Source organism: Kitasatospora aureofaciens (assembly GCF_019192735.1).
GTDB classification, from domain to species: domain Bacteria; phylum Actinomycetota; class Actinomycetes; order Streptomycetales; family Streptomycetaceae; genus Kitasatospora; species Kitasatospora aureofaciens_A.
Genome location: NZ_JAHTKP010000007.1, coordinates 156,298 through 171,838 on the forward strand (window position 1 = coordinate 156,298; position 15,541 = coordinate 171,838).

The 15,541-nt window shown below is 73.0% G+C and carries 11 protein-coding genes; 10 read left to right on the top strand and 1 reads right to left on the bottom strand.

Going from position 1 to position 15,541, the window contains the following annotated elements:
- The first annotated feature begins 391 nt into the window (after window positions 1-391).
- Window positions 392-4,372, top strand: a complete 3,981-nt coding sequence (locus KV557_RS44035) for a beta-N-acetylglucosaminidase domain-containing protein (RefSeq protein WP_308129836.1) — start codon at window positions 392-394, stop codon at window positions 4,370-4,372.
- A gap of 106 nt (window positions 4,373-4,478) precedes the next feature.
- On the opposite strand, the gene KV557_RS10625 is transcribed toward KV557_RS44035, so the two are convergent.
- Window positions 4,479-5,123, bottom strand: coding sequence for an HNH endonuclease (locus KV557_RS10625; RefSeq protein ID WP_218199563.1), 645 nt, complete (start codon window positions 5,121-5,123; stop codon window positions 4,479-4,481).
- Between the two features lie 426 nt (window positions 5,124-5,549).
- On the opposite strand from KV557_RS10625, the gene KV557_RS10630 reads away from it, so the two are divergent.
- The 9 genes from KV557_RS10630 to KV557_RS10670 all read left to right on the top strand — a co-directional run bounded on the left by KV557_RS10630 (window position 5,550) and on the right by KV557_RS10670 (window position 15,519).
- Window positions 5,550-6,719, top strand: coding sequence for a mechanosensitive ion channel family protein (locus tag KV557_RS10630; RefSeq protein ID WP_218199564.1), 1,170 nt, complete (start codon window positions 5,550-5,552; stop codon window positions 6,717-6,719).
- Window positions 6,720-6,984: 265 nt separating this feature from the next.
- The gene (locus KV557_RS10635; protein WP_308129837.1) at window positions 6,985-8,175 is read left to right on the top strand and encodes an ROK family transcriptional regulator; all 1,191 of its coding nucleotides are present in this window, start codon (window positions 6,985-6,987) and stop codon (window positions 8,173-8,175) included.
- A 129-nt stretch (window positions 8,176-8,304) separates the two neighbouring features.
- The gene (locus tag KV557_RS10640; RefSeq protein WP_218199565.1) at window positions 8,305-9,660 is read left to right on the top strand and encodes an ABC transporter substrate-binding protein; all 1,356 of its coding nucleotides are present in this window, start codon (window positions 8,305-8,307) and stop codon (window positions 9,658-9,660) included.
- 49 nt (window positions 9,661-9,709) lie between these two features.
- Window positions 9,710-10,708 (top strand): carbohydrate ABC transporter permease, encoded by a 999-nt coding sequence (locus KV557_RS10645; RefSeq protein WP_218199566.1) that lies wholly within the window; start codon window positions 9,710-9,712, stop codon window positions 10,706-10,708.
- Window positions 10,709-10,765: 57 nt separating this feature from the next.
- Window positions 10,766-11,677 (top strand): carbohydrate ABC transporter permease, encoded by a 912-nt coding sequence (locus KV557_RS10650; RefSeq protein WP_218199567.1) that lies wholly within the window; start codon window positions 10,766-10,768, stop codon window positions 11,675-11,677.
- The gene (locus tag KV557_RS10655) at window positions 11,677-12,990 is read left to right on the top strand and encodes a 6-phospho-beta-glucosidase (RefSeq protein WP_218199568.1); all 1,314 of its coding nucleotides are present in this window, start codon (window positions 11,677-11,679) and stop codon (window positions 12,988-12,990) included. The genes KV557_RS10650 and KV557_RS10655 overlap by 1 nt, the downstream gene beginning before the upstream one ends.
- 124 nt (window positions 12,991-13,114) lie before the next feature.
- Window positions 13,115-14,134, top strand: coding sequence for an N-acetylglucosamine kinase (locus KV557_RS10660; protein WP_218199569.1), 1,020 nt, complete (start codon window positions 13,115-13,117; stop codon window positions 14,132-14,134).
- A 173-nt stretch (window positions 14,135-14,307) separates the two neighbouring features.
- Window positions 14,308-14,886 carry a hypothetical protein gene (locus KV557_RS10665; RefSeq protein WP_218199570.1) on the top strand — a complete coding sequence of 193 codons (579 nt, stop codon included), beginning with the start codon at window positions 14,308-14,310 and terminating at the stop codon, window positions 14,884-14,886.
- Window positions 14,887-14,898: 12 nt separating this feature from the next.
- Window positions 14,899-15,519: a hypothetical protein gene (locus KV557_RS10670; protein WP_218199571.1), complete on the top strand. Its 621-nt coding sequence runs from the start codon at window positions 14,899-14,901 to the stop codon at window positions 15,517-15,519.
- Window positions 15,520-15,541: the final 22 nt, after the last annotated feature.

Consider the following 15,541-nt stretch of genomic DNA (forward strand, 5'->3'; position numbering starts at 1 on the left):
GCTCCTACGATGTCTCGGCAACGCCTGGTCAGGACGACCACAGTCCTACCCGCGTGACGACCCGATGACCCAGCGCGACACGTGTGCGACCCCGGATCGGCTGCCGCCCTCCCGGGGGGAGGGGGCAGGGCGGGGGGCCGTCGGGCGGGGTCAAGGGCTGGGGGACGCGAGAGGGGGGAGGTCGACGGGTGGGCGGGGGCAGGGCGGGCGCGGGGCCGATGTACGGGGAGTGAAGGCCGACGGTACGTCGGGGGCAAGTCGGGGCCCGGGACGGTGGAGGCCGGGAGTGATCAACGGGGCAAAGTGGACATACCTGACGGCGACGTTGACACCGGGTTGGGTAGCTGGTGGGGTTGCGGCGATGTGGTCCAGGCCTGGCGAGGAGGCTCCTGTGCAAGCCCGAGTTTCCGTTGTGGCCGGGCGGCGGCTGCGGCAGCAGTTGGAGCAGAGCCCGGCGTTGCGGGAGGTGCTCTACCACCCGACCGCGTTGGCGGCGCGGCGGGCCACGGCGCGGACGTGCCGTCAGCTGGCGCCGCGGACGGCGGACCGGCTGATCGCGGATCTGAAGGGGACGGAGCCGCTGCTGGCGTCGGTGCGCGCGGAGCGCGCGCCCGGGCGGCCGGGGCGGCCGGGGCGGCCGGGGCGGCGGACGATGCAGATCGCGGCGGGTGTCGCGGCGGCCGCCGTGGTCGGCGGGCTGCTGGCGGGGCCGGTGCCGTCGGCGGCGGCGTACGCGGCCGCGTCGGGGCCGGACGTGGTGAGCACCGCGCCGCAGACGCCGCTGGGAAGTGTGACGAACCCGCAGGTGTTCCCGCGGCCGCAGGAGCAGACGGTGGCGGGCAAGCCGGTCGCAGTGCCGGCGGAAGTGACGCTGGTGACCACGCCGAAGGCGGATCACGGCGCCGTTGACGCCGTCCGCGATGTGCTCGGGATCGCCGGGGCGACGGCCATCACGCCGCAGGTGGACGCGGGCACCCCGGCCGCGGGCTCGCTGGTGGTGTACATCGGCGGGCCGGCCGAGGGGGCGGACGGCACGGTGGACCGGGCGCTGCGCGACCTGGCGGCCGCGGCCGGCGGCAAGGACGCGCCGTCGCTGATCGGGCTGCCGATCGGCGGCTACGTGCTGTCGGCAGGTCAGCTGCCCGCCCAGGGCAGCGGGACGTACGGCGCGGTGGTGCTGGCCGGCGCGGACGCGGCGGGCACCTTCTACGCGGCGCAGAGCCTGCGCCAGCTGCTGGCCGCCGTACCGGCCGGGCAGGGGCAGGCGCCGGGTGCGGCGGGGCTCGGGCTGCCGGGCATCACGCTGCGCGACTGGCCGTCGGGGGCGCCGGTGCGGGGTACCGCGGAGGCGTTCTACGGCACGCCGTGGACGGCGCAGCAGCGGCTGGACCAGGTGGACTTCCTCGGCCGCTCCAAGCAGAACTTCTACCTCTACGCGCCTGGTGACGACCCGTACCGGCTGTCGCGCTGGCGCGACGCCTACCCGGCCGAGAAGGCCGCGGAGCTGCGGGCGCTGGGCGGCCGGGCGGCGCAGAACCACGTCACGCTCGGCTACGCCGTCGACCCGGGGCAGTCGTTCTGCTTCAGCTCCGGCAAGGACGTGGACGCGCTGGTGGCGAAGCTGGACGGGCTGCGCGCGCTCGGCTTCACGGCGTTCCAGCTGCAGTTCCTGGACGTCAGCTACGACGAGTGGCACTGCAGCGACGACCGCTCGACGTACGGCACCGGGCCGGCCGCCGCCGCCAAGGCGCAGGCCGCGCTGGCGGCCAAGGTGCAGGACCGGCTGATCGCGAAGAACCCGGGCCTGGCGCCGCTGTCGGTCGTCCCGACCGAGTACCACCAGTCCGGGTCCACGCCGTACCGCAAGGCGCTGGCGGACGCGCTGCCGGCCGGGGTGCAGGTGGCGTGGAGCGGGGTCGGGGTGATCCCGGAGAAGATCACGGGCGCTCAGACGGCCGACACCGCGGGCCTGTACGGGCATCCGCTGGTCACCATGGACAACTACCCGGTCAACGACGCCAGTCCGGACCGGCTCTTCCTCGGCGCCTACACCGGCCGCGACCCGGAGGTCGCGACCCGTTCGGCGGTCATGCTGACCGGAGCCATGCAGCAGCCGGTGGCCTCCCGGATAGCCCTGGCCACGGCCGGCGACTTCGCCTGGAACCCGGCCGGGTACAAGCCGGACGAGTCCTGGCAGGCCGCGCTGCGCTCGCTGGCCGGCCCGACCGGCGCCGCGGCCACCCCGGCCGGGACGGCCCTGTCGGCGGTCACCGCGCTGGCCGGGAACAGTTCGTCCTCGCCGCTGTCGAAGCAGGAGTCGGGCTATCTGACGCCGCTGCTGGACAAGTTCTGGGCCACCGCCGAACCCACCTCGGGCGCCGGTCCCGACCTCGCCAGGCTGATAGAGGCCGCGGCCCCGCTGCGGGACGCCTTCGGCGCGATGGCCAAGGCCCAGGAGACCCTCACCGACACCCAGGCGACGTCCGCGCTGGCCGCCGAGGCCGCGCCGTGGCTGGCGCCGCTGAGCAACTACGGGCTGGCCGGGCAGGCCGCCCTCGACATGCTGCTGGCCCAGCACGGCGGCGACGGCGCCGCCGCGTGGAAGGCCCGGGTGGAGCTGAACCGGCTGCGCGAGCAGCTGGCCCAGAGCCCGGCGACGATCGGCGCGGGCGTGCTCGGCCCGTTCCTGGAGCGCGCGGTGAAGGCTGCCGACAACTGGGCCGGCGTGGTCAGCAGCGGCCTCATCCCGACGACCACCATGGGCACCGCGCACGACCACCTGCCGGCGCTGATGACCGACGGCGTGTCCGACACCTTCTACTGGAGCTCCGCTCCCCCGCAGCCGGGCGACGCCGTCGGCGTGGACCTCGGCGCCGGGCGCCCGGTCGGCAGCGTCACCGTGCTCATGGGCGGGTGGGGCAACGGCCCGGACGCCCAGACCGCGGTCGACGACTACATCCGCGACGGCGTGCTGGAGTACACCACCGGCGAGGGCGGCTGGCAGCAGCTGGCCGTGGTCAAGAACCAGAAGACGGTCAGCGCCCAGCTGCCCGCCGGCACGGTGGTGCGGGCGGTGCGGCTGCGCGCCACCGCCGCGCAGAAGACCGCCGTGGCGGTGCGGGAGTTCACCGTGACCGCGCCGGACGACTCCCCGGCCAGCGTCAGCGGCGGCCCGGCCGCGCTGCCCGGCTCCTCGCCGGCCGCGGTGCTGGACGGCAACCCGGACACCGCGTACCGGGCGGCCCAGCCGCCGACCGCCCAGGACGAGCCGCTGACCGTCGAGCTGGGCGCCGCCCGGCCGCTGGACCGGCTCACCGTGCTGACCGACCCGAGCGTGCGGGCCATCGCGACCGTCTCGCTGCGGCGCCCGGACGGCACCTGGGTCGAGATCGGCACCGTGAACCCCGGCTACAACGAGCTGCCGGCCGGCGGGCAGAGCGCCGACGCGTTCCGGCTGGCCTGGAAGCCGGGCGGCGACCCGCCGGTCGTCAACCAGGTGATCCCCTGGTACGCGGACGCCCCGGCGGCGCGGCTCAGCCTGTCCGACCCGTCCCTGGACGTGGTGACCGGCGCGGCCGCGCCCACCCAGACCCGGGCGACGGTCGAGGCCGGCCGCCCCGAGGGCACCACCGGGACCCTGCAGGCCGACGTGCCGGCCGCGGCGAAGGGCCTGACCGTGACCCCGGCGTCCGGGGTGACGGTGCCGCGCGGCGGCCGGGTCGGGGTGCCGCTGCTGGTCGGCGCGGCCGCCGGGACGCCGTCCGGGACGTACCAGGTGCCGGTTCAGTACGTGGCCGGCTCGACCGTCGTCAAGCAGGTGCTCCAGGTGCACGTGGTGCCGCCGACCGGCGGCGCGGACCTGGCGCTCGGTGCGAAGGCCATCTCCTCGGGCGACGAGACGCCGAACTTCCCGGCCTCGGCCGTGGCGGACGGCGACCCGAAGACCCGCTGGTCCTCGCCCGCGCGGGACGACGCCTGGGTGCAGCTGGAGCTGCCGCAGGCCGTCCACCTGGGGGCGGCGGTGCTGCACTGGCAGGCCGCGTACGCCTCCTCGTACAAGATCCAGACCTCGGCGGACGGGGTCACCTGGACGACCGCGGCGAGTGTGGACAACGGCAAGGGTGGCGACGAGACGGTGCGCTTCGACGCCGCGAACGCGAAGTTCGTGCGGATGCAGGGCGTCTCGCGGGCGACCAAGTACGGCTACTCGCTGTGGGGCATCGAGCTGTACGCGGTGACACCGCCGGCGACGCCGCCGCAGCCGCCGGTCGCGCCCCCGGCGCAGCCGGGCACGCCGGGCACCCAGCCGGGGACACCGGCCGCGCCGCCGGCTGCGGGAACGCCAGCTGCGGGAACGCCGCCGAAGCAGTAGCCGGCGAGGCCGTGAACACGGCGGGCCGCCGTGCTCCCCGGTGGGGTGCGCGGCGGCCCATGAGGCGTACCGAGTGATATGACGGGCAAGCCCTTGTGGAGCGGGGTCAGGCGGAGAGCGGTTCCGGCTGCTCGCCGCGGCGGACGGGGGTCGAGTGGGCGCCGTGCGCTCGGCCGAGCGGCACGGAGTGGTTCGGCTCGGTATGGTCGTGGTGCTCGTACTCGCCCCACTGTGGGGCGCGCAGCTGGTCGCCGCCGCCGTACGGTTCCAGGTAGGGCCGCCAGCGCGGGTCCTTGATCCCGGTGCCGATGATCCGCCAGGCAAGGCCGGAGGGCGGTGCCGGCGGGCGCTTCATGCGCCAGCCGAGTTCGGTGAGGTGGCGGTCGGCCTTGGTGTGGTTGCAGCGGCGGCAGGCCGCCACGACGTTGTCCCACCGGTGCTGGCCGCCCCGGCTGCGCGGGATGACGTGGTCGACGCTGGTGGCGGCGGCCCCGCAGTAGACGCAGCGGCCGTGGTCGCGGGCGAACAGCGCCCGGCGGGTGAGCGGGACGGGCCCGCAGAACGGGACCCGGACGAAGCGGGTCAGGCGGACGACGGACGGCGCCGGTAGGGCGCTGGTGGCGCTGTGCAGAGTGACTCCCGAGTCCTCCAGGCTGACCGCCTTGTGGTTGAGGACCAGGATGAGTGCGCGGCGCATCGATACGACGCCGAGTGGCTCGTAGGACGCGTTGAGGACCAGGACATGCGGCACGGATGCCTCCTTGGACGCCTGCGGCGCGTGGCTCGCGCCGGGACGAGCGGTTGGATCACCCAACGGGTGAGTGATCTCCCCCAGTGTCGCCTTACGCCTTTGTACGGCGCCACCACTCCTGTGTAACGGACCCAACAGGATCTCCGGGTGTGCTTTCCGTCATACCCGGTATGCCCGGACGAAGGTCGGGTTGCACTCGGGTGCCCCTCCGGTGCCCTCCCGGGGGACGGATCGGCCGGTCGGAGCAGTGCCGGGCGGGGTGTCGCGGGGGCGCACCGGGGCTTTGACGGGGCGTCCGGCGCGTTCCGTGCGCCCTCCGGCGTGTCCGGGCGTGTGTTCGGGGCCCGATAGGCTAGGCCGACGGTCCGCGGGCCGAGCTTGCCGCGGCGCGGGACCGCCACGCCCCCTGCAAGGAAGGTCCCGCACGTGTTCCGCTCCGGCGCCACCGGTCTCGCCGACGCGTCCCCGGCGCTCACCTCCGCCCCGGCGACGCCGTCCCCCAGCCCGACCGCGCCGCAGCTGCCGCAGCTGGATCTGCGGCTCCCGACCAGCGCGCACGAGGTCAGCGACACCACCAAGCAGGCGGCCAGCTGGTTCGACACGCACTGGCAGGCCTGGCTGGCCACCGGAGTGCGGATCGTCTTCATCGTCGTCCTGGCGCTGGTGCTGCGGGTGGTGGTGCGCAAGCTGATCACCCAGCTGATAACGCGGATGGCGCGCGCGCACGAGAGCCACGAGGAGCACGGCCGGATCGGCGGGCTGCTCGCCAACACCGGGGTGGTCAACCCGGAGCGGCGCCAGCAGCGGTCGGAGGCGATCGGCTCGGTGCTGCGCAGCGTCGCGTCGTTCACGATCCTGGGCACGGCGGCGCTGATGGTGCTCGGCGCGCTGGGGGTGAACCTGGCGCCCCTGCTGGCGAGTGCCGGTGTGGCCGGTGTGGCCATCGGTTTCGGCGCCCGCAACCTGGTCACGGACTTCCTGTCCGGGGTCTTCATGATCATGGAGGACCAGTACGGCGTCGGCGACGAGATCGACACCGGGGTGGCCAGCGGCACGGTGCTGGAGGTCGGCCTGCGGGTGACCAAGCTGCGCGGGGCCAACGGCGAGATCTGGTACATCCGCAACGGCGAGGTCAAGCGGATCGCCAACATGAGCCAGGGCTGGTCGACCGCCACGGTGGACGTCCAGATCGGCTACAAGGAGAACCTGGTCCGGGCCGAGGACCTGATCAAGGAGACGGCCGAGGCGCTGTCCAAGGAGTCCCCGTACGACGAACTGGTCTGGGAGCCGGTGTCGGTGCTGGGCGTGGAGTCGGTCGCGGCGGACTCGGTGATGATGCGGGTCGAGGCCAGGGCGGCGCCGGGCAAGGCGCCGGTGGTGGCCCGGGCGCTGCGGCAGCGACTGAAGGCGGCCTTCGACCTGGCCGGGATCAAGGTCAAGGAGGATGCGACGACCGGGGGCACCGGGGTCGCACTGGCCCCGGCCGCGGATCCGTCGCCGCCGTCCTCGCTTGCCGATCCCGCCTCGGCGCGCTACAGGGCGACCGAGCCGATACCGCAGCCGAAGCCGCCGATCGACGACCTCACCAGGCCGTAGCGCTTATAGCGCAGTCAGAGCCGACAGAGAATACGGACGAAGCCCCGCTCCCACCCAAGCGCTGTGGGAGCGGGGCTTCGTGCTGTCCGGTAACGCTTCGGCATCCACCGGGCGGAGGGCCATTGACACTCCGCCGACGCGGACCGTACGGTCCTTCCCAGGCCGACTGGAAACTTTCCTAACAGTTCGCCCGGGAGCCACCCCGGTACCACTCCGGTACCACCCTGGTACTCCCCTCACCTGCCGGAAGAGGAGGATTCTGCGCGTGACCAAGACGACCGCCAAGGCCCCCCTCGCCGGCACCCCCAGCCTCCTGCGGGCCATCAACGACCGCGCCGCCCTCGAACTGCTGCTGGAGAACGGGCCGCTCTCCCGCACCCAGATCGGCACCCTCACCGGGCTCTCCAAGCCCACCGCCTCCCAGCTGCTGGCCCGCCTGGAGGCGGCCGGGCTGGTCCTGCCGGTGGGCACCACGGCGGGCGGCCCCGGCCCCAACGCGCAGCTGTACCAGGTGAATCCGGCCGCCGGCCACGTCGCCGGGGTGGACGTCACCACCAGCGAGATCCGGGTCGCCGTCGCCGACATCACCGGCACCACGCTGGCCGAGCACGTCGTCCCCGCCAAGGGCACCCCGGCCGCCGAGACGGTCGCCCGGGTCGCCTCGGCGGTCGCCGAGGCGGTCCGCGAGGCCGGGCTCGCCGACGGCGCCCTGCACACCGTGGTGATCGGCGTCGGCGGCGCGCCCGACCCGGTCAGCGGCAAGCTGCGCTACGCCTCCCACCTGCCCGGCTGGCACTCGCCGCGGCTGGTCGAGGAGCTGTCCGAGGCGATCGGCGCGCCGGTGTCGATCGAGAACGACGTGAACCTCGCCGCCGTCGCCGAACAGGCCTCCGGCGCGGCGCGGGGCTTCGAGGACTTCGTCCTGCTCTGGGCCGGTGCGGGCACCGGCGCCGCGATCGTGATCGCCGGGCGGCTGCACCGCGGCTTCACCGGCGGCGCCGGGGAGGTCGGCTACATGCCGGTGCCCGGCTCACCGGTCGTACGGGACCTGCGCCGCCGCAATTTCGGCGGGTTCCAGGACCTGGTCGGCGCACCCGCCGTCCGGGCGCTGGCCCGCGAGCACGGGCTCGGCGCGCCCACCGCCGAGGAGTCGATCGCCAAGGCCCTGGAGACCCCGGGGGCCGGCGACGCGTTCCTCGCCGAACTGGCCGGCCGGCTCGCCGTCGGCCTGGCCGTGATCGCCGCCGTCGTCGACCCCGAACTGGTGGTCCTCTCCGGCGCGGTCCCGAGCGCGGGCGGCGAACGCCTGCGCGCTCTCGTCGAGGACGAACTGGCCCGGATCTCCATCGGCCGGCCGGAAGTCCGCAGCAGTGCCCTGTCCGGCTCACCCGTCCTGCTCGGCGCCCTGCAACGAGCCCTGGCCACCGCCCGCGAGGCGGTCTTCTCCACCCACTGACGTCCACCCACCGACGCTCCACGACGCTCCCACCGGCACCACCGCTTCCTGCACCCACCTCTCCCCCAACCCCGAACGCGGGCGACGAGGCAATGACGCCTGCCCGCGCACCCCCAGGAGGACCTCGAAGTGCACTCCACCACCTCCCGCAGAGGCCGCCGCACGATCGCCGCCGTCACCGGCAGCGCCGTCCTCGCCCTGCTCGCCACCGCCTGCACCGGCAGCAACGACGCCGGCAGCACCGACGACTCGGCCGGCGGCAAGGACGTCACCATCACCTTCTGGCACGGCTGGAGCCAGGACAACGAGGTGAAGGCGATCAACGACAACATCGCCGCCTTCGAGAAGCTCCACCCGAACATCCACGTCAAGGCCGTGGGCAACATCGCGGACGACAAGGTCAACCAGGCCCTGCGGGCCGGCGGCGACGACGCCCCGGACGTGATCTCCTCCTTCACCACGAACAACGTCGGCATGTTCTGCTCGACCAAGGCCTTCGTCGACCTCAAGCCCTTCCTGCAGAAGAGCAACATCGACGCCGCCAAGACCTTCCCGGCCGCGATGCTCAACTACACGCAGTTCCAGGGCAACCAGTGCTCGCTGCCGCTGCTCGGCGACGCGTACGGCCTCTACTACAACAAGAAGGCCTTCGCCGCAGCCGGCATCACCGCCCCGCCGAAGACCTTCAGCGAGTTCGCCGACGCCGCCGCCAAGCTCACCATCGCGGACGGCGACGGCTTCAGGCAGCTCGGCTTCCTGCCGAACTACCACGGCTACGAGACCACCACCGAGCACTTCCTCGCCCAGTACGGCCCGGCCTACTTCGGCTCCGACGGCAAGTCGGGCATCGCCACCGACCCGAAGGTCGCCGCGATGCTCACGTGGCAGAAGGGCCTGATCGACAAGCTCGGCGGCTTCGACAAGCTGGAGAAGTACCGCTCCACCTTCGGCGAGGAGTTCAGCGCCAAGAACCCCTTCCACACCGGCCAGGTCGCGATGGCCCTGGACGGCGAGTGGCGCACCGCCTCGCTGGCCGACAACAAGCCCGACTTCGACTGGGCCACCGCCCCGTTCCCGGTGCCGGACGACCAGGCCGCCACCTACGGCCGCGGCTACCAGACCGGCACCATCGTCGGCATCGCCCGCACCAGCAAGAAGCAGGCCGCCGCCTGGGAGCTGGTCAAGTACCTGACCACCGACACCGACGCGGTCGTCGGCTTCGCCAACGCGATCCACAACGTGCCGAGCACCTTCGACGCGCTCAACTCGCCGAAGATCACCAGCGACCCGAACTTCAAGACCTTCCTGGACATCGCCAGGAACCCGAACTCGGGCACCACCCCCGCCAGCGCCAACGGCGGCGCCTACATCGTGTCGCTGCAGAACCTCGGCTACGCGTACGAGTCCGGCAAGCAGACCGATCTCGCAGCCGGCCTCGCCGCCACCGCCAAGGAGATCGACGCCGCCATCGCCCAGGCGAAGTAACCCGTCGCCCAGGCGAAGCAACCGGCCCGGCACGGCATTCGGAGCACCCATGTCACTCGCGTTCGACACCCGCAGGGGCACCGGACCGACCGACCCGGCGGCGCCATCCACGCAGCACCTGCTGCGCCGGAAGCGCCGCCGGGAGGCGGCCCGCACCCTCGCGTTCCTCTCCCCCTGGCTGATCGGCTTCGGCGTCTTCTTCCTGTACCCGCTGATCTCCACCGTCTACTTCTCCTTCATGAAGTACGACGGCTTCTCGGCCCCCACCTTCAACGGCCTCAAGAACTGGGACTACGTCTTCAACGACTACCCGTTCTTCTGGCAGGGCCTGCGCAACACCCTGTGGCTGGTCGTCATCATGGTGTCCCTGCGAGTGGCCTTCGGCCTCGGCATCGGGCTGCTCATCACGAAGATCAAGAGCGGCGTCGGTTTCTTCCGCACCGCCTTCTACCTGCCCTACCTGGCCCCGCCGGTGGCCGCGACGGTCGCCTTCGCGTTCCTGCTCAACCCCGGCACCGGCCCGGTCAACCACTTCCTCGGCGACCTCGGGCTCCCGCAGCCCGGCTGGTTCGCCGACCCCAACTGGTCCAAGCCCGCGCTCACCATGCTCGCCATGTGGGGCATCGGCGACCTGATGGTCATCTTCATGGCCGCCCTGCTGGACGTGCCGAAGGAGCAGTACGAGGCGGCCGAACTCGACGGCGCCGGACCGTTCCAGCGCTTCCGCTACGTCACGCTGCCGAACATCTCGCCGATCATCATGTTCGCCGTGGTCACCGGCGTGATCCAGACCATGCAGTACTACACCCAGGCGATCGTCGCCGGGAAGGTCGCCGGCGGCATCGCGGGCAACTCCGGGCAGCAGTTCGAGCCCGGCTACCCGCAGGGCTCCACCTGGACCCTGCCGCAGATGGTGTACAACCTCGGCTTCCAGCGCTTCGACACCGGCTCGGCCTGTGTCGTCGCCCTGGTCCTGTTCGCCATCGCGATGGCCGTCACCTCGATCCTGCTCCGCCGCCGCTCCGGCTTCATGGCGAGCGAGGACTAGCGGGAACAGCGGACACAGCGGACACAGCGGACACAGCGGACCAGTGAGGACCCTTCCATGACTCCCAGCACCCCCACACTCGCCAAGTCGGCCACCTCGCCCGGTAGTTCAGCCGTCTCCGGGGCCGCTCTTCGCGCCGCCCGCCGGCGCGCCGCGCTCAACTGGGTGGCCGTCCACGCACTGGGCATCGCCGCCGCCCTGTTCTTCCTCCTGCCGTTCGTCTTCGCCTTCCTGACCTCGGTCATGACGGACAGTCAGGCCCTCACCACTGATTACTGGCCCAGCTCCTGGCAGTGGGGCAACTACCTCAAGGTGTGGGAGGCCCCCGGCTTCCTCACCTGGTGGCGCAACACCCTGATCTACGCCGGCCTCGGCACGCTGCTGACCGTCGTCTCCAGCCTCCCGGTGGCCTACGCGCTCGCCAAGTTCCGCTTCCGGGGCCGCAATCTGGCGCTCATGGCGGTCATCTCGATGATGATGCTGCCGCCGCAGGTCACCGTCATCCCGATGTACCTGTTCTGGGCGAAGCAGATGCACCTCACCGGCACCCTGTGGCCGCTGATCATCCCGATGGCCTTCGGCGACGCCTTCTCGATCTTCCTGCTGCGCCAGTTCCTGATGACCATCCCCAAGGAGTACATCGAGGCGGCCCGAATAGACGGCTGCGGCGACCTGCGCACCCTGCTGCGCGTCGTCCTCCCGATGGCCAGGCCGGCCATCGCCGCCGTCGCCCTGTTCCAGTTCTTCTACTGCTGGAACGACTACTTCGGCCCGCAGATCTACGCCAGCGAGAACCACGCCGCCTGGACCCTCTCCTACGGCCTGGAGTCCTTCAAGGGCGCGCACCACACCAACTGGAACCTCACCATGGCCGCCACCCTGCTCGTGATGGCGCCGGTGATCATCCTCTTCTTCTTCGCACAGAAGGCCTTCATCGAAGGCGTGACACTGACAGGGGTCAAGGGCTGATGTCCGCACTGACGTCCGCAAGCAAGTCCGCACTCAAGTTGGCCATCGTCGGCGGCGGTTCGACGTACACCCCGGAGCTGATCGACGGCTTCGCCCGGCTGCGGGACACCCTGCCGATCGGCGAGCTGGTGCTGATCGACCCGGCCGCCGATCGGCTCGAGCTGATCGGCGGACTGGCCCGGCGGATCTTCGCCAGGCAGGGACACCCGGCGGTCGTCTCCACGACGACCGATGTGGTGGCGGGCGTCGCGGACGCCGACGCCGTCCTGCTCCAGCTGCGCGTCGGCGGGCAGGCCGCCCGCAACCAGGACGAGACCTGGCCGCTGGAGTGCGGCTGCGTCGGCCAGGAGACCACCGGCGCCGGCGGGCTCGCCAAGGCTCTGCGCACCGTCCCCGTGGTGCTGGACATCGCCGAGAAGGTGCGTCGGACCAACCCGGACGCCTGGATCGTCGACTTCACCAACCCCGTCGGCATCGTCACCCGGGCGCTGCAGAACGCCGGGCACAAGGCCGTCGGCCTGTGCAACGTCGCCATCGGCTTCCAGCGCAAGTTCGCGGGCCACCTGGGCGTGGACCCGGAGCTGATCCGGCTCGACCACGTCGGGCTCAACCACCTCACCTGGGAGCGCGGGGTCACCCTGCTCGACGCCCCGGGTGCCGCCGGTGGGCGAGAGGTGCTGCCGTCGCTGCTCCGCGACTTCGGCAAGGAGATCGCCGAGGACCTGCACCTGCCGCAGGCCGTCATCGAGCGGCTCGGCGTCGTACCGTCCTACTACCTGCGCTACTTCTACCAGCACGACGCGGTCGTCGAGGAACTCAAGGCGCAGGGCTCGCGGGCCGCGCAGGTCGCCGAGATCGAACGGCAGTTGCTGGAGCTTTACGCCGACCCGGCCCTCGACACCAAGCCCGAACTGCTCGGGCAGCGCGGCGGGGCGTTCTACTCCGAGGCTGCCGTCCAGCTGATCGCGGCGCTGCTGGGCACGGGGGGCGGGACGTCCGTCCAGGTCGTCAACACGCGCAACGACGGCGTGCTGCCGTTCCTGCCCGACGACGCCGTCATCGAGGTCCCGGCCGAGGTCGACGCCGCCGGCGTCCGCCCGCTCCCGCAGCGGCCCGTCGAGCCGCTGTACGCCGGGCTCATCGCCGCCGTGACCTCGTACGAGCACCTCGCCCTCGACGCCGCCCTGCGCGGCGGCCGCGACCGGGTCTTCGACGCCCTGCTCGCCCACCCCCTGGTCGGCCAGATCGAACTCGCCGGCCAGCTGACGGATCGGCTGCTCGCCCACAACCGCGAGCACCTCGCCTGGGCGTGATCCGCCCGGCCCGCAAGCCGCCCGGCCCGCGATATGAGGGTGTCGCGGGCCGGGCTCTGCGAGGAGACCGACCCATCCCCGGCCGCCGACCACGGCCGGGCCACGTACGAGCCGCGGGGACCTGATGACCCACCAGCCCGAACCACTCCTGCCCGGCGTACTCGCCATCGACGCGGGCAACTCCAAGACCGACGTCGCCCTGATCGGCGCCGACGGCACCGTCCGCGGCACCGCCCGCGGCGGCGGCTTCACCCCGCAGAAGATCGGCGGCGCGGCGGCCGTCGCCGGCCTCGCCCCGCTGGTCGCGGAGGCTGCCGCCGCAGCCGGGTACCCGTCCTGGAACGGCGTCCTGACCAGCCACGTCAGCGCCTGCCTCGCCAACGCCGACCTCCCGGTCGAGGAGGACGCGCTGCGCAGCGCGCTCGAATCCCACCCCTGGGGCGCCACCAACACCGTCGTCAACGACACCTTCGGCCTCCTTCGCGCCGGCACCGACGGCCCGCGCGGCGTCGCCGTCGTCTGCGGCGCCGGCATCAACTGCGTCGGACTCCTGCCGGACGGCCGCACCGCGCGCTTCCCCGCCCTCGGCGAACTCACCGGCGACTGGGGCGGCGGCTCCGGCCTCGCCGGCAACAGCATGTGGCACGCCGTCCGGTCCGAGGACGGCCGCGGCGGGCCCACCGCCCTCGCCCGGGCCATCGCCGAGCACTTCGGGCTGCCCAGCGCCGGCGCCGTCGCCGAGGCCGTCCACCTCGGGCACCTGCCGACCACCCGGCTGCACGAGATCGTCCGGGTGCTGTTCGCCGTCGCGGGTGACGGGGACGCTGTCGCGCTGGAGCTCATCGACCGGCAGGCCGACGAGATCGTCCGGCTCGCCGTCGTCGCGCTCACCCGGCTGGAACTGCTGGACGCGCCCGCGCCGGTGGTGCTCGGCGGCGGGGTGCTCGCCTCCCGGCAGCCGCTGCTGCTCGACAACCTCACCGCGCGGCTCGCCGAGGCCGCGCCGCTGGCGGAGCCGCGGGTCGTCGTCGCCCCGCCGGTGCTCGGCGCTGCGCTGCTCGGGCTGGACCACCTCGGGGCGGGCGAGCGGGCGCAGGCGCGGCTGCGGGAGGCGTACGGGGCTTCGCGGCGGGTTGCGGCGTAGGGCGGGTTGCGGCGTAGGGCGGGTTGCGGCGGGGGGCGGGTTGCGGCGGAGGCCCCCCTTGTTCTCTCGTCCCCGTCAGGTCCGCACACCCGGCGGGGACGGGAACCACGTCCCATCCGGCACACGTGTACCCGGGTGTCCGCGTCCGCCACACCGCCGGGGAGACTGGTGCCATGGCCGCGCCCCGAATCCTGCTCGCCACCCTGCTCTCGTGCACCGCCGCGGTCGCCGCCGTGACCGGCCTCGCCGCCTGCACCCCGGCGGACTCCGATCCGACCGTGGTGACCGCCTCGGCCGAGGTTGACGAGGCGGACGACGACGGCCTCGGGGACCCGGCGGACGCAGCCGACGGTACGGTCGAGGCCGCTCCGCCGGCGCCGTCCGTGCCGACTGCGCCGTCCGCTCCCGGCGGCTGCGCGGTGGTGGGCGAGCACCCCGGGCACCGCGTCCTCCAGGTCGTCGCCGTCGACTCCGGTGAGCTGACCGCGCTGGCCACTCGGTACGTCTGCGGTGACAAGCGCTTCGAGGCCGTGGGCAGCCCCGCGCGCTACGGCTTCGCCGCGGCCGGCGTCGACGCCACGCTCGTCGACGCGGCGCAGCCCGTACCGCTGTCCGACCTGCTCACCCACCTCGACGACTGCCTGGCCAACGGCCAACCCGCCCGCCCCTACGGCTGCTTCGGCAACACCTACGACGTCGTCCTCGACTCGCACGGCCGCATCATGCGGATCGCCGAACTCGCCCGCCCGTAGCCGCTTTGGCACGTGCGCGCAGACCAGTCGGACGGCCCCGGTGCCGGCGCCGCTGCCGGGCCGGACCGCTCGCCGGAACGTTCGCCCGGCCTCTCGCCGGACCGTTCGCCCAACCGTGCCCGCGCCATCGCCGACAAGATCGGCCACCTGATCGCCCGCGAGGCCGCCCGGGCCGGCGGACGCGCCCCCACGTACCGCGAACTCGCCGACCGGATCAACACCCTGGCCGGCCGCGACGTCATCTCCAAGGACACCGTCCGCAACCTCCACCACGGTGTCACCCAGAAGGGGCAGAGCCCGAACCCGACCGTCGACACCCTCGACCGGCTCGGCCGCTGCTTCGGCATCCGGCAGGGCGCGGCCTACTTCCTGGACGACCGCAGAACCGCCGACGTGGACGAACAGCTCGACCGGCTGGACAAGTTCGGCGACCTGCGGCAGGCCCTCGGCAACTCCGAGGTGGTCAGCCTGGTCAAGCGGGCCTCCGGCCTGTCCGACGGCAGCCTGCACATGCTCCTCGCGCTCGCCGACCGGCTCAAGAGCCTGGAGGAAGGCGCGCCCGGCCGGGCCAACCCCGGCGTGGCGAACGGGAAGCGGCCGGGGACCCGTCCATCAGGTAGACGCCCCTGCTGAATCTGCAGTTCATCGGGTTGGC

What these genes read in the sequence shown, in the direction of transcription:
- KV557_RS10665 (WP_218199570.1), top strand. Translation starts at nt 14,308, where the DNA reads ATGGCCGCGCCCCGAATCCTGCTCGCCACCCTGCTCTCGTGCACCGCC.
- KV557_RS10645 (WP_218199566.1), top strand. Translation starts at nt 9,710, where the DNA reads ATGTCACTCGCGTTCGACACCCGCAGGGGCACCGGACCGACCGACCCG.
- KV557_RS10660 (WP_218199569.1), top strand. Translation starts at nt 13,115, where the DNA reads ATGACCCACCAGCCCGAACCACTCCTGCCCGGCGTACTCGCCATCGAC.
- KV557_RS10650 (WP_218199567.1), top strand. Translation starts at nt 10,766, where the DNA reads ATGACTCCCAGCACCCCCACACTCGCCAAGTCGGCCACCTCGCCCGGT.
- KV557_RS10655 (WP_218199568.1), top strand. Translation starts at nt 11,677, where the DNA reads ATGTCCGCACTGACGTCCGCAAGCAAGTCCGCACTCAAGTTGGCCATC.